Annotated in this window: 12 protein-coding genes; 3 read left to right on the plus strand and 9 right to left on the minus strand. The window is 46.8% G+C overall.

Going from position 1 to position 13,700, the window contains the following annotated elements; all coding sequences use genetic code 11:
* Window positions 1-5: 5 nt before the first annotated feature.
* The 8 genes from mntB to EFK13_RS15670 form a co-directional block, all read right to left on the minus strand.
* Window positions 6-758 carry a manganese ABC transporter ATP-binding protein MntB gene (gene mntB / locus EFK13_RS15635; RefSeq protein WP_129507828.1) on the minus strand — a complete coding sequence of 251 codons (753 nt, stop codon included), beginning with the start codon at window positions 756-758 and terminating at the stop codon, window positions 6-8.
* 18 nt (window positions 759-776) lie between these two features.
* The gene (locus EFK13_RS15640; protein WP_129507827.1) at window positions 777-1,697 is read right to left on the minus strand and encodes a metal ABC transporter solute-binding protein, Zn/Mn family; all 921 of its coding nucleotides are present in this window, start codon (window positions 1,695-1,697) and stop codon (window positions 777-779) included.
* Between the two features lie 280 nt (window positions 1,698-1,977).
* Complete coding sequence (menC, locus tag EFK13_RS15645; protein WP_129507826.1) at window positions 1,978-3,093, minus strand: o-succinylbenzoate synthase; 1,116 nt, start codon at window positions 3,091-3,093, stop codon at window positions 1,978-1,980.
* Window positions 3,090-4,550, minus strand: a complete 1,461-nt coding sequence (locus EFK13_RS15650; protein WP_129507825.1) for an o-succinylbenzoate--CoA ligase — start codon at window positions 4,548-4,550, stop codon at window positions 3,090-3,092. The genes menC and EFK13_RS15650 overlap by 4 nt, the downstream gene beginning before the upstream one ends.
* A 90-nt stretch (window positions 4,551-4,640) precedes the next feature.
* Window positions 4,641-5,459 (minus strand): 1,4-dihydroxy-2-naphthoyl-CoA synthase, encoded by an 819-nt coding sequence (menB, locus tag EFK13_RS15655; protein ID WP_010329489.1) that lies wholly within the window; start codon window positions 5,457-5,459, stop codon window positions 4,641-4,643.
* A gap of 31 nt (window positions 5,460-5,490) precedes the next feature.
* Window positions 5,491-6,315 (minus strand): 2-succinyl-6-hydroxy-2,4-cyclohexadiene-1-carboxylate synthase, encoded by an 825-nt coding sequence (gene menH, locus EFK13_RS15660; RefSeq protein WP_129507824.1) that lies wholly within the window; start codon window positions 6,313-6,315, stop codon window positions 5,491-5,493.
* Window positions 6,303-8,045, minus strand: coding sequence for a 2-succinyl-5-enolpyruvyl-6-hydroxy-3-cyclohexene-1-carboxylic-acid synthase (gene menD / locus EFK13_RS15665; protein WP_129507823.1), 1,743 nt, complete (start codon window positions 8,043-8,045; stop codon window positions 6,303-6,305). The genes menH and menD overlap by 13 nt, the downstream gene beginning before the upstream one ends.
* The gene (locus EFK13_RS15670) at window positions 8,042-9,457 is read right to left on the minus strand and encodes an isochorismate synthase (protein ID WP_129507822.1); all 1,416 of its coding nucleotides are present in this window, start codon (window positions 9,455-9,457) and stop codon (window positions 8,042-8,044) included. The genes menD and EFK13_RS15670 overlap by 4 nt, the downstream gene beginning before the upstream one ends.
* Window positions 9,458-9,747: 290 nt before the next feature.
* Between EFK13_RS15670 and EFK13_RS15675 the strand changes: the two genes are divergently transcribed.
* Window positions 9,748-10,467, plus strand: coding sequence for a yteA family sporulation protein (locus EFK13_RS15675; RefSeq protein ID WP_064816799.1), 720 nt, complete (start codon window positions 9,748-9,750; stop codon window positions 10,465-10,467).
* A gap of 8 nt (window positions 10,468-10,475) precedes the next feature.
* Here EFK13_RS15675 and EFK13_RS15680 read toward each other — a convergent pair whose 3' ends face one another.
* A complete protein-coding gene (locus EFK13_RS15680; RefSeq protein WP_129507821.1) occupies window positions 10,476-11,294 on the minus strand; it encodes a UTP--glucose-1-phosphate uridylyltransferase in 819 nt (272 codons plus the stop codon).
* Between the two features lie 171 nt (window positions 11,295-11,465).
* On the opposite strand from EFK13_RS15680, the gene EFK13_RS15685 reads away from it, so the two are divergent.
* Together EFK13_RS15685 and EFK13_RS15690 are read left to right on the plus strand one after the other, a co-directional pair.
* A complete protein-coding gene (locus tag EFK13_RS15685) occupies window positions 11,466-12,752 on the plus strand; it encodes a UDP-glucose dehydrogenase family protein (RefSeq protein WP_129507820.1) in 1,287 nt (428 codons plus the stop codon).
* A complete protein-coding gene (locus EFK13_RS15690) occupies window positions 12,749-13,699 on the plus strand; it encodes an NAD-dependent epimerase/dehydratase family protein (protein WP_129507819.1) in 951 nt (316 codons plus the stop codon). Before EFK13_RS15685 ends, EFK13_RS15690 begins: the two co-directional genes overlap by 4 nt.
* The last annotated feature ends 1 nt before the right edge of the window (window position 13,700 follow it).

Below are 13,700 nucleotides of genomic sequence, written 5' to 3' on the forward strand. Positions count from 1 at the left end.
TGCGCTCACCCCTTATGTCCCTCTGCCAGCACTTTATCTTTTAGAAACGTCAGCCTTCCCCCATACGTTTTTTGCAGGTTTTCGATCGTAAAAACGTTTTCCGCCGGTCCGAAAGCGATTTTTCGCAGATGAAGCAGTAGGATCCAATCAAAATAATCCTCGGCGGTCTGCAGGTCATGGTGGACGACAAGTACTGTTTTTCCTTTTTCTTTGAGTTCTGCCAAAAGCGTCATAATTGCCCGCTCTGTCGCTGCATCAACGCCGGCAAACGGTTCATCCATAAAATAAATGTCGGCGTCCTGGCAAAGCGCCCGGGCAAGAAACACCCGCTGCTGCTGGCCGCCTGACAGCTGGCTGATCTGCCTTTTCGCATAATCAAGCATCCCGACTTTTGCTAAAGCAGCTTTCGCCATATCCACATCGTCTTTTTTTGGCCTTTTCAATAAACCGATACGGCCGTATCTTCCCATAAGCACGACATCGAGCGCGTTTGTGGGGAAATCCCAGTCAACCGAGCCGCGCTGCGGGACGTATCCGATTCTTGTCCGCTGATGCTTATAGTCTTTGCCGTAAATCGAAATGTCTCCTGAAGCCCGAGGCACAAGACCGAGAATGGTTTTAATCAAGGTTGATTTTCCCGCGCCGTTTGGGCCGATAATGCCAATCAGTTTTCCTTCAGGGATCTGCAGCGAAATGTCCTGCAGAACAGGCTTTTTATGATAAGCGACCGTTACATTATCGAGCTCAACAGGGAACATATCCTTCACCTCTTTTCTTTATTTAAGCGCTTTAGTGATGGTGTTGATATTGTGGCGGAACATCCCTTCGTATGTGCCTTCTTTTGTCCCCTTTTCACCCATGGCATCCGAATAAAGCTGACCGCCGATTGTGACTGTATGACCTTTTTCTTTAGCGCCTTCCACCACTGCATTTATTGATTTTTCAGATACGCTGCTTTCGACAAAAACAGCTTTTATGTGTTTTTCTGTCAGGAGATCGACCAGCTCCTGAACATCCTTTAATCCGTAATCCGAATCCGTGCTGAGTCCCTGCAGGCCTTTCACCTGAAAACCATACTCTTTCCCAAAATACGCAAAGGCATCGTGAGCGGTAACAAGCACACGGCTTTTCTCCGGAATGTTTGCGATCTCCTGGCGCGCCCACTTATCTAAATATTGCAAATCTTCTTTGTACTCTTTGGCATTTTTCTGAAAATCATCCGCATGTTCAGGCATCGCTTTGCTGAATTGCGCTTCGATTTCATCCACCGCATAGATCCATAACGGAATACTGAACCAAACGTGCGGGTCGTATGTCTTGCCTTCTCCGGCAGAAATAAGCTTGCTTTTTGGTATGTTCTCTGCGACTGCCGCTGCTTGTTTTTGTTCGCCTATTTTTTGGAGAACATCCTCCATTTTCCCTTCTAAATGCAAACCGCTGTACAGTACAACATCAGCTGATACTAATTTTTTAGTGTCCCCTTGTGAGGCTTTGTAAAGATGCGGATCGACCCCCGGCCCCATTAAAGAGGTGACTTTTACATGCTTTCCTCCGATGTTTTCGGCTGCATCAGCAATTTGAGATGTTGTAGCCGTTACCTGTAACCGCTGATCAGCGCTTTTTCCGGCTGAATCCGTTCCGCATCCCGTTAAAGTAAAACAGGCCAAAAGCGCTGCTGCCATCAGTCCCTGTTTCATATTTTCCCTCCTCTATGCCATCAATGTCCGATTGTATTATCTTATGTTTTTATTTCTTAGACATGTGACATTTAATTAGCCAAAAGCATATTTTGTTTAGATAGGACAAAAAGTTTCCTTCGTGCAAAATTATCGCGTTTGTCCACTTTTGTCAAGTGCAATCTGCATAAAAAAACCGGCTGGGTCAGCAGCCGGTCCAAACGAGAAGGGATGTATTCAACGAACGCTTTTACTATAACAGCACATTGACATTCTCTCAAAATGGCAAAATGCTGTTTTCTTATCCATGCTGTGTGAAAACATCCATTTTGGTCACATATTTTCGCATAATGTCCTGGTTCACCTCTATCCCTAAACCAGGCTGTTTTGACACAGAAATAAATCCATTCTCAATACGGATATCAGGGGTCACGATATCCTCATCCCAATAGCGTGAGGATGAGGATATATCACCCGGTATTGTAAATTGCGGCAGTGAAGCAAGCGCCACGTTTTGCGCTCTGGAAATGCCGGTTTCCAGCATTCCGCCGCACCACACCTGCATATGATGCTCTCTGCATAAATCATGAATTTTTAAGGCTTCTGTTAAGCCGCCGACACGGGATGGCTTAATATTAATGATTTTGCAGCTTCCGAGTTCAATCGCCCGTCTCGCATCATCTGCCGAACAAATACTTTCATCAAGGCAAATGGCAGTTTTCAAATGTTTCTGCAAGTGGCGGTGATCAACGATGTCGTCAGCTTGAAGCGGCTGCTCAATCATCATTAAATGATACTCATCAAGCTCCTTTAAGCGGCTGATATCCTTCAGTTCATACGAAGAATTGGCATCGGCCATGAGCGGGATGTTTGGGAATCGGCTGCGGATGGCCTTGACCAATTCCACATCCTGCCCTGGCTGAATTTTAATTTTTATTCGTTGATAACCCTCTTTTTGATAACGCTCAATTTCCTTCAGCATATCGTCAAGGGGCGCCAGGCCGACAACCACCCCGGCAGGTACTTTATCTCTTGTCCCGCCCAATGCCTCGGCAAGAGACATCCCCTTCTTTTTCGCATAGATATCCCAGACAGCCGATTCAAGCCCCGCTTTTGCCATACGGTTTCCTTTATAGCGCGCCAGACTGTCCGGGATGTCGGAAGGATGTGTGAATTCACGGCCGACAACATTGGGAATAAAAAAATCCTTTAGCATGTGCAAGCATGTGTCAATGGTTTCCTCGGTGTACCAAGGCGAAGAGAACGCAGATACCTCTCCCCAGCCTGTGACACCGGATGTATCAATGGCTTCCACGATCAGAAATTTACGCTCTTGAAGCGTTTCTATACTGTTTTTGAACGGTTTCTTTAAATTCATGCTCAAATGGTAAAGCGTAATTTTCTCAATTTCGATCATTGCATTTCTCCTTTACGCGCATCCTTCAGCTGATTTCGCAAGAGCTTATTAGACGCATTGCGCGGCAGGCTGTCCAGCACAAAGAATTTTGCCGGAATTTTATACTTCGCTAAGCGTTCTTTGCAGTAGGCGGCCAATTCTTCTGCGCTCACAGGCTTGTGAAGGACAAGATAGGCGTGGGGCACTTTCCCCCATTTTTTGTCCTCAGCCCCTGAAACACCAGCTTCGGCCACAGCAGGGTGTGAAAGCAGCACTGACTCTACTTCAGCCGGATAAATGTTTTCTCCGCCTGATATGATCAGGTCTGAACGTCTGTCCAGTACATATAAAAAGCCCTCGCTGTCTAAATACCCAAGATCACCTGTTTTCAGCCAGCCATTTTGAAAGGAGGCTTCGTTTGCGCTCTCCCGGTTAAAATAGCTCTTCATGACATTCGGGCCTTTGACCATAATTTCACCGTGTTCAAACGGCTTACACGCCTGTCCGTCCCGTTCAATTTTGATTTCACATGAAAACAGCGGTTTCCCCGCAGATCCGAGCTTTTCCATACTGAATTCCGGCGACAGGGTAACAATTTGCGAGCATGTCTCTGTCATTCCGTATGACTGGAAGACGGGGAATCCTTTCTCACGGCACTTCTCAAGCAATGGCAGCGGTGCAGGACCTCCGCCGAGCAGAATGCATCTCAGGGTTTCAGGACAGCGGCTTGTTTCTTCTAAAAGACTGGCCAGCATTGTCTGCACCACAGAGATCATTGTCACTTGATGCCTGTTGATAGAATCCAGCACATCGCTTACAGAAAAGCGCTGGTGAAGCACGACAGTCATTCCATAGATCACAGATTTAAATAACGCGGATAATCCGCTGATGTGAAAGAGCGGCAATGCGATAAGCCAGCGGTCTTGTTCTGTTATACCCAAATTCAGCGCGGATGACACCGCACTGAAATAATGGTTTCCGAACGTTTGCTGAACCCCCTTGGGCTTGCCTGTGGTACCTGACGTATACATCAGCGTTGCCGTTTGATCCAATTGCATATAATCCTGGATCTCAACTTCCTCTGCGGCACCTTTCATCAGTTCGTCCACATCAATGGTTTGAACGGTATGCTCATAATCTTCTTTGTCAAAGCCTGAATCTGTCAGTAAAAAGCGGGCGCCGGAATCCTCCAGCTGAAACAGCCTTTCATGTGTTGACAGCTTTGTATTCAGAAGCACTGCTTTAACACCAAGCAAAAAACAAGCATGTACGGCGTAAACCATTTCTATACGGTTTTGGAGCAAAATAGCCGCAGTATCTCCTTTTTGAACCGAATGAGCATTAAGCTGTTCCGCCATTCGCTTAGACGCGGCAAACAACTCTGCAAATGTAACGGTTTGGTCTCCATAGATGAGAGCGATTCTCTCAGGTGTCAGCTGTGCCCGCTGCATGAGCCAGTTGGGCTGTTCTGTCAGCATGTCATCATCTCCGAGGTAAAATGTCTGTATTGAAAAGAAAACAGCTTGGACCGCAAAGTCTCAAGCTGTTTGTTTACTAAGTATTGCTGATCACGGGAAACGAGGGAACTGTCCGAAATCAGGTTTGCGTTTTTCCTTAAAGGAATCACGGCCTTCTTTTGCTTCATCAGTCGTGTAGTAAAGAAGGGTAGCATCCCCTGCAAATTGCTGAATTCCAGCAAGTCCATCTGTATCCGCGTTAAACGCAGCTTTAAGAAAACGAAGTGCGGTCGGGCTTTTTTCAAGCATTTCTTCACACCATTTAATCGTTTCTTCTTCAAGTTGTTCCAAAGGAACGACTGTGTTGACAAGACCCATGTCCAGCGCTTCCTGTGCGTTGTACTGACGGCACAGGTACCAGATTTCACGGGCTTTTTTATGTCCAACGATTCGAGCAAGGTAGCCAGAACCGTAGCCAGCGTCAAAGCTTCCGACTTTAGGACCTGTTTGTCCGAAAATCGCGTTGTCAGCAGCGATTGTCAAGTCACATACGATATGAAGCACATGGCCTCCGCCGATCGCATATCCAGATACCATCGCAACAACCGGTTTCGGAATGACGCGGATTAAACGCTGAAGATCCAGTACGTTTAGACGCGGAATTTGGTCGTCTCCTACATATCCGCCGTGGCCGCGCACTTTTTGGTCTCCGCCGGAACAAAATGCTTTGTCCCCGGCACCGGCAAGCACGATAACTCCAACATTTTGATCGTCTCTCGCGCGTGCAAACGCATCAATCATTTCAGCAACCGTTTTGGGGGTAAACGCGTTATGTACCTCAGGGCGGTTGATTGTTATTTTTGCAATACCATTATACGTTTCATACAATATTTCATCGTATGTCCGTTCAGTTTTCCATTCTACAGCCATGATATGACCTCCTCTATTTTTCTATGTGCAGTTATAAGCTTGTCAAAAACTCACTCACTATTTTACCAAAAAAACGCGGCTGTTCCACATGGACCGTATGGCCGGCTTTTGGAACAACCTCTATTCTACTAGATGGAAGCTTCTTATGCACCTCTTGATTGATGGCGCAAAACTTTTTGTCCCACTCTCCGCAGATGAGAAGCACAGGCACGGCAATTTCATCTACACGGCTCCACAAGGAAGGCTGTGAACCGGTGCCCATGCCCGTTAAACTGTTTGCAAGCCCAATCTTATTGTTTCGCAGACGGCCCGACCGTATCCTGTGCCGAATATCTTCAGCCAGCCGCTGCTGGGATGAAAACAACGGGATATTCTCCCAATATTGCACAAAAGCTTTAATCCCGTCACGCAAAATAAAATCAGCAAGCTTCCTGTCCCGCATGATCCGATCCCGCCGTTCCTCAAGCGTTTTGAGCCCAGGCGTTGTGCTTTCAAGCACAAGGGCCGATACCCGTTCGGGATATGCTACCGCAAAAGAATAAGCAAGTCTTCCTCCCATAGAATACCCAATCAATTTCACTTTGTGAAGTTTTAGTTGATCAAAAATCTCGGCAAGGTCAGAGACTTGCCGGCTTGTGCTGTATCTTTTCCCATTCAGCGGGGCATCCGTTTCACCATGCCCTAAACAATCAATTTTGATCAAACGGGTATCAGGCAGCATCGCATCAAGAAAACTCCATGATTGCTTGCTGCCGGTAAACCCGTGCAGACAGACGACGGCTTCGGAAGCATTCGGCCGCTCATCTGCCATAGCATAACGGACACCGTCAGAAACAGTTATGCTTACAGTTCCCATTGTTTTTTCACTTCCCGCACAGCCTCATTCAGCATATCGCGATGAAGCTGGACTCTCGATTGGCGATTCGTTTTGATTTCTATCAAATGGAGTCCAGGCTTGTCTGCCTGCGGCGCGTAAGCTGCTTTGAATTCATCCCACGAAGCCGGGCATGAATACGTTCCGCCGTAAAGTGCAGCCGCATGCTTGAAATCGAGCCCTGTCGGCGTGCCGAACAAATCTTCAAAGTGCGCCTTCTCAGATGCCTGCGGCAAAAATGAGAAAATCCCTCCGCCGTCATTATTCACGAGAATCACAGTTAGCGGAATGTGCAGCTTTTTAGCAGCAAGCAGTCCGTTTAAATCATGATAAAAAGATAAATCTCCAATCACGAGGGTAACGGGCGCTTTTGTTCCTTCACATACCCCCATGGCGGAGGAGACGACACCGTCTATCCCGTTTGCACCCCGATTTGAATAAATACGGAAATTGCGCTCCTGGTTTTCAAAAAACGTATCAACATCCCTGATCGGCATGCTATTTCCGACAAAGAGCGAGCTGTCTTCTGGCACGAGATGCTGAAGGATGCGATAAAGATTGCCTTCAAACGACACGTCTTCACTGCTGATTGTTTGCAGATGCTCACGGAACCGTCTATTGACAAACTGCCACTTTTCCAGCCATTCTGATGATCTGGCCACATCAGCAAGTTCAGCCATGATTGCTTCGGCAAAAACCGACGCATTACTGTGAATCATATGCGCGCTTGCCTGTGTCGGGTCTCTCCACCCTCCATCCTCGTCAATCACAACCTGCTGAATGTCCGGATCATCCTTGAGCCATAAGAAAACAGGTTTTGAAACAGGCATTGGCCCAAAACGGATGACAACATCAGGGCGCAAATTTGATTTCAATTCATCATCTTTTAAAAATGAATCGTACGCATCAATGACAGTGCTTTTATCATGAGCACCGTTCCGCAAATTAGACAGCGGGTCAGCTAAAATCGGATACTGAAGCGCTTTTGACAGCGCAATAATGTTTTCCTTATCCGCATCACTATGGAGCTCTCCGCAGACGATCATACCCTTTTCAGCCTCTGCGAGCATTGCACCCACATCAGACAGGGATTCGCGGTCAACAGACTGCGTACCCGTTTTCACAGACACATGACGGCCTGTTCTCATTCTTCCAAACGGCTCAGCTGAAAGATCCGGCATAAGCGGTTCCCGCAGCGGCACATTCACATGCACAGGTCCCATTGGGCGTTTTTGCGCTTCCCCGGCTGCGCGGCCGGCCAGCGTTCGGATATATCTGAGCATATGCGGAGACTCTTCAGGAAGAGCTGAGTCTGTGAAAAACTTAACAAAGTTACCGAATAAGAAGTGCTGATTTATAGCCTGCGGTGCGCCTACTTCGCGCAGCTCGTGAGGCCGATCAGCAGTTAACACAATAATTGGCACTCTTGAATAATGGGCTTCAATCACAGCCGGATAAAAGTTGGCCGCGGCTGTTCCTGATGTGCAGATCAAAAGCACGGGACGCTGCTTCGCTTTTGCCAGCCCTAAAGCAAAAAATCCGGCAGATCTTTCATCTATTTGGACATGGACGCTGATATCAGGATGCGCGGCTGCAAGAATGGCCAGCGGTGTAGATCTTGAGCCCGGGCAAACGACGGCGTCCGTAATTCCGGAAAGGGCGAATTCATCAATAAAACTTCCGATGTAATGAGTAATCGGGTTGGCTGTCAACGCCTCTCACCTCCTAGTGCAGAGATCATCGGCTTCAATTTAATCTGTGTTTCTTCATATTCCGATTGCGGATCGGAGTCTTCCACAATGCCGCATCCGGCAAAAAGCCTTGCTGTGCTTCCTTCGATCAGCCCTGAACGGATGGCTACTGCGAATTCTCCGTTATCCTGGCTGTCAATCCAGCCAATAGGAGCCGCATACCAGCCGCGGGATAACGGTTCGATCTCTCTAATCACTTCAACAGCTTTTTTCTGAGGTGCTCCCCCAAGCGCCGGTGTCGGATGCAGTTTCTCAATTAGGTCAAAGAGCGATGCCGACTCACGAAGCTGCCCGACAATCGGCGTAAATAAGTGCTGAACGCTTTTCGTTTTGTACAAGACAGGTCCGTCAGGCTTTTCGATCTCAGAGCAGCTTGATTCAAAAGCGTTTTGGATCATGCCTACCACAATATCATGCTCCAGCAGATTTTTCTCATCGTTTAATAATTCAAGGCCTATCCGGCGGTCTTCTTCTTCATCCCTGCCGCGTTTAATGGAGCCTGCCAGACAAGAAGACATAACAGTGCTGCCGTCTCTTTTGATCAGTCTTTCCGGAGACGCGCCGACAAAGATTTTCCCTTTTTGTTCGATAGCAAAAACATAGCTTGTCTGCTGATCATTCAGAAGTGTTTTAAGCACCGGTTCAATTTGGACCGGGCCGTCAAACGTAAGCAGAAGCTCCCGGGCAAGAACCACTTTATCATATTGTTTCTCTTTAATTTGGCTTGTAGCCGTTTCGATTGCTTTCAGCCAATCATCCTTATCCATCTCTTCAGATGCAGTAATCAGAGCTTGGTCTCCTTGATCGAATCCGGGAACCATAAAATCCGATGCAAAAGCTTTTAACCCTTCCAAAACAGCTTCTGCCTCTTCTTCTCCGCTTACCCACCTGTTGACTGTTAAAAACGGGCCTTCAGCAGTCATCGTCAGCATAAGCGCAGGCACAAAGAAATCCCCTTCCGAGAAATGGTTCCATTGTGTACCTCTTTCTTCGCAAGGGTCAAAAGAAAATCCTCCGAATAACACAGGTCCCACTGCAGAATGCTGCAGCTTTTCTTCTTCATAAATATGAAAAGCCGTCTTTTTAAAGCGCTCCCATTGTTCAAAAACCTCGCGATACCGCTCGCTGTTTTTTTGATTTGTCTGGAAAACCGCTTCTTTGCCAAGACCGACTATTGTCAATTCACTTTCAGGATCTGACCAAAAAAATCGATTGCCTGTATATTTTTTTGCTCCGTAGTTGAAAAATGATAGAGGGTCAAGAGACTCGATTTGTCTCGAATAGCTTATTAAGACAGCATGGTTGACTTCTTTGGCTTTATGTAATGCATGTAGTACTTCCTTTCGGAACGAACGCTGCACCGTTGTCACCATGAGACATTCCTCCATAATCCTTAAAATGCTTTTAATACCATACACCTGTGTCTCCTTTGTGTCAAACACACAGATCATGCAGTCCAAATGGCCTGCCTTACCTATTATAAACCTAATTTCAGAAATGAAAAAGAAACAAACCTTAAATTTCTTTCTCCACTGATAGCAAAGGTTGTATCCGCTTACCATATAAGGAAAATCTCCTATATTCCTCCACCCGCCATTTATGAAAGTTCTCAGGCGATCTGTTCATACTAAAGGTATGCATCACAGAGAAACGAGGCGATCACATGCTTACAAAAGACCAGCTGCAGCATTTAAAACATGAACTGGAACAAACAAAAAAAGATATCTTAAACCGTTTCAAAGACAATGACCATTTTCAGCTTAACTCAGCCTTTCCTTATGATTCGTGGGGGGAGCTTTCCGCTTACGACAACCACCCCGGAGATCAGGCGACAGAGCTTTACGAGCGTGAAAAAGACATCGCTCTCGACTTGCATGAGCGAGAGCATCTCCGGGACATTGAGTATTCATTAAAGGCGATAGAAAACGGTACGTACGGTATATGTGAAGTCAGCGGAAAGGAAATCCCTTACGAACGACTTGAAGCGCTTCCGACTGCCACAACGCTCGCAGAGTATTCGTCACAGGATGTCGTTTCCAAAGACCGTCCGATCGAAGAGGAAACGCCTTTCGGGCAATTTGAATTTGATGATGATGAAGAAATCAGAGCGCCTTATGACAGTGAAGATTCCTATCAGGACGTCGAAAAATACGGAAACTCATCCACACCGCAGGATATGGAAAACCCTCCGCTCAGCTATGATGATATGACGATGAACGCTGAAGAAAATATCGGCAATACGGAGTCGTATGAAAATTTCATCGCTACAGATATCACTGGCAAAGAAATTACAGTTTATCAAAGCAGAGCCCATGAGCGCTATGAGGAAGAACTCGATGAAGAGGGAATCATGACAACATTCGGCGATCTCCACGCCGATTGAACCCCCGGTTATTGGGGGTTCTTTTCCGTTGTCAGCATATCGGTAATCAGCTTCAGATAATCCTTTTGCAATCCGATGTCATACCGCTTGCCCTCCAGCAGTTTTCCGTAAACATCGCATGCCCCGAGTGAAGCTTTAATCGCATCTGTTACTTGCACTTCTCCTCCGGCATCTGCTTTTAAAGTCTTTAGCTCATCAAAAATATCCGGTGTGAAAATATAACGTCCTGCTGCCGCAAAATGAGACGGCGGGTTTTGTTTAGGCTTTTCCACAATATCCTGAATGCGATAAAGCCCTTTTTCAACAGACTCCCCTTTTATCACGCCGTAATGGTGCAAATCCTCCGTTTTTGTTTCTTTTAAGCCGATCACACTGCACTGATATTGCGTATACGCCTCAATCATCTGCCCCAAAGCCGGCTGATGAGCGGAAAAGATCAGATCATCCGGCAAAACGACGGCAAAAGGCTCTCCGCCGGCAAATTGCTTTCCAAAAGAAATCGCATCGCCAAGACCTTTTGCATAAGGCTGCCGCACGTAATGAATCCGTATATCCGGAATGGGATGTTCACTGAGTAAATGCAGTTTATTTCGGGAAGCCAGAAAAGCTTCAAGCGCCAAAGAGGAATCAAAATAGTCGACAATTAGATTTTTGTGGCTTGATACAACCATCAAAATATCTTCAATGCCTGACTCCTTCAGTTCTTCGACAATATAATGAATCACGGGCTTAGATCCTACCGGAAACATTTCTTTCGGAATCACCTTCGTCACAGGCAGATTTCTCGTTCCGTATCCGCCGGCAGGAATGATCGCTTTTTTTATCATGTTATTTTCCCCTCAGCTCTTATTTATTACATGATATTCCATGAGCGCACCCCGATGTTTGTCCTTTTGAAATTAGGCGGAAGCAACTGGGCAGAAAGCGGAATCACGAACCAGCCCTTTTTTAATAGGATATTGATATATGACCAGTAATCTTGTAAAGGAGCTCAGGTGATGAAAATTTGTGTGGTTGGCGCCGGATATGTCGGTTTAACCTTATCAGCGGCACTGGCATCCATCGGGCATGACATGATATGCACAGACAAAGACGTCAAAAAAATCGAGCAGCTGAAAAATGGAGACATTCCCTTTTACGAGCCTGGGCTTTCTGATGCAGTAAACCATTGCGGCAATCTCTCGTTTTCTACTGAAGTGAAATCGAGCATGGAGGAATGTCCCGTCATCTTTATCGCGGTCGGGACCCCTCCGCGTTCGGACGGATCAGCAAATACGAAAGCCCTGCAATCTGTCATCAGCGATTTGAGCGATGCGATCAGATCGTATAAAACCATCATTACGAAAAGCACTGTTCCGCCCGGGACAAATGAAAACATAGCAAAACAGCTGATTGCCTCCGGAGTTTCTGAAAGATTATTTAACATCGTATCCAATCCGGAGTTTCTGCGGGAAGGCAACGCCTTGCATGACATGCTTCATCCTGACAAAACGGTTATCGGTGTTCAGGAAGGAGACCACGTATCGGCAGCAATCGTCAAATCCATTTACAAACCCATTGACACCCCTTATATCATTACAAGCTTAGCAGGAGCAGAGCTGATCAAATACGCCAATAACTTCTTCTTAGCAGCCAAAATTTCGTTCATTAACGAAATGGCACGCATATGTGAAGCCTATCAATCAGATATCTCAGATATTTCCCGCGCCATCGGACTTGACCCGAGAATCGGAGGACACTTTTTGCAGGCCGGCATCGGATATGGCGGCTCTTGTTTTCCAAAGGATCTGCAGGCGCTGCAATTCGCCGCCCAGGAACAAAACACGGAGACCTATCTGCTTCAAGCCGTACAGAACATCAATGACACCCAGCTCGGCCTGTATATCAAAAAAATAAAGTCATTCTTCGATACACTTCACGGCAAAAAAGCGGCTGTGCTTGGCATTTCCTTCAAACCGCATACTGATGACATCAGGAATTCTCAAGCCGTCAGGCTGATGGAAAGTCTGACAGAGCTGGGATGTCATGTTCATGCTTATGATCCCGAAGCTGTTCTTCCAGAACATTTGCAGCAACATGCGACTCAGCATTCTCAAGCTTTTGACGCGATAGAAGAGAGTGACTTTTTATTTTTGGCGACAGAATGGCCTGAATTTTTAGCATTAGATTGGAAAAAGGCTGCAAGCACGATGAAAGGGCGTCTTGTAATCGACGGACGCAACGTGCTAAAAAAAGAACTACTCGAGGCTTGCGGCCTGATCTGCACGGGAGTTGGCCGCCCATGAAAATACTCGTTACAGGAGCAGCGGGATTTATCGGCTCCCACCTCTGCGAAGAATTGCTAAAGGATGAAACACATCACGTTATCGGAATCGACGACTTTATCGGACCGACTCCATTTTCCTTAAAATTAAAAAACCTTGAAGTCTTGCTGCCAGAAAAACGATTTACGTTCATAAAGGAAAATCTGCTGACAGCAGATCTTTCTCCCTTGCTGGAAGGAGTGGACGTCATCTATCATTTGGCGGCCATACCCGGTGTCCGCTCAAGCTGGGGCAATCATTTTCACCCATATGCCGCACATAATATACAAGCGCTCCAAAGGCTCCTTGAGGCATGCCGGGAACATCCGGTTCAAACGTTCGTCTTTGCTTCCACCTCTTCCGTCTACGGCGAAAAACAAGGGAAAGTCAGTGAAGACGCGTCGCTTTCCCCTTTGTCCCCGTACGGCGTAACAAAGCTTACGGGCGAAAAGCTTTGCCATGTGTATCAGCAAAGCTTTGGCATTCCAATTGTGATTCTCCGTTTCTTTACCGTATACGGGCCGAGACAGCGGCCGGACATGGCTTTTCACCGGCTCATCAAGCAGCACCTTCTGCAAAAGCCGCTCACCATATTCGGCGATGGACAGCAGTCAAGAGATTTCACCTATATTGACGACTGTATCAAAGGCATCACCGCTGTTCTCGGGAAACCCCGCCTTATTGGTGAAACAGTGAATATCGGGGGCGCAGAGCGTGCCTCAGTCTTAAAGATTGTCTCCCTCATTGAAGACATTTCCGGTAAAAAAGCAACACTGCACTTTTCGGACAAAATAGCAGGGGAACCGAGCAAAACGTGGGCGGATATTTCAAAAGCAAAACAGCTCTTGCATTACGATCCCGCCACGTCCCTAAAGGATGGTTTGGCGAACGAAATCGCCTATTTATCGTCGCTGTATCAGGGGGAATGAA

This window comes from Bacillus cabrialesii, assembly GCF_004124315.2.
GTDB classification, from domain to species: Bacteria; Bacillota; Bacilli; order Bacillales; family Bacillaceae; genus Bacillus; species Bacillus cabrialesii.

Bases quoted from the DNA above. Each gene is read 5' to 3' on its own strand.
- EFK13_RS15685 (WP_129507820.1), top strand. From the start codon at position 11,466: ATGAAAATTTGTGTGGTTGGCGCCGGATATGTCGGTTTAACCTTATCA.
- menC (WP_129507826.1), bottom strand. From the start codon at position 3,093: ATGATCGAAATTGAGAAAATTACGCTTTACCATTTGAGCATGAATTTA.
- EFK13_RS15675 (WP_064816799.1), top strand. From the start codon at position 9,748: ATGCTTACAAAAGACCAGCTGCAGCATTTAAAACATGAACTGGAACAA.
- EFK13_RS15640 (WP_129507827.1), bottom strand. From the start codon at position 1,697: ATGAAACAGGGACTGATGGCAGCAGCGCTTTTGGCCTGTTTTACTTTA.
- menB (WP_010329489.1), bottom strand. From the start codon at position 5,459: ATGGCTGTAGAATGGAAAACTGAACGGACATACGATGAAATATTGTAT.
- mntB (WP_129507828.1), bottom strand. From the start codon at position 758: ATGTTCCCTGTTGAGCTCGATAATGTAACGGTCGCTTATCATAAAAAG.
- EFK13_RS15670 (WP_129507822.1), bottom strand. From the start codon at position 9,457: ATGGTGACAACGGTGCAGCGTTCGTTCCGAAAGGAAGTACTACATGCA.
- menH (WP_129507824.1), bottom strand. From the start codon at position 6,315: ATGGGAACTGTAAGCATAACTGTTTCTGACGGTGTCCGTTATGCTATG.
- EFK13_RS15690 (WP_129507819.1), top strand. From the start codon at position 12,749: ATGAAAATACTCGTTACAGGAGCAGCGGGATTTATCGGCTCCCACCTC.
- EFK13_RS15680 (WP_129507821.1), bottom strand. From the start codon at position 11,294: ATGATAAAAAAAGCGATCATTCCTGCCGGCGGATACGGAACGAGAAAT.
- EFK13_RS15650 (WP_129507825.1), bottom strand. From the start codon at position 4,550: ATGCTGACAGAACAGCCCAACTGGCTCATGCAGCGGGCACAGCTGACA.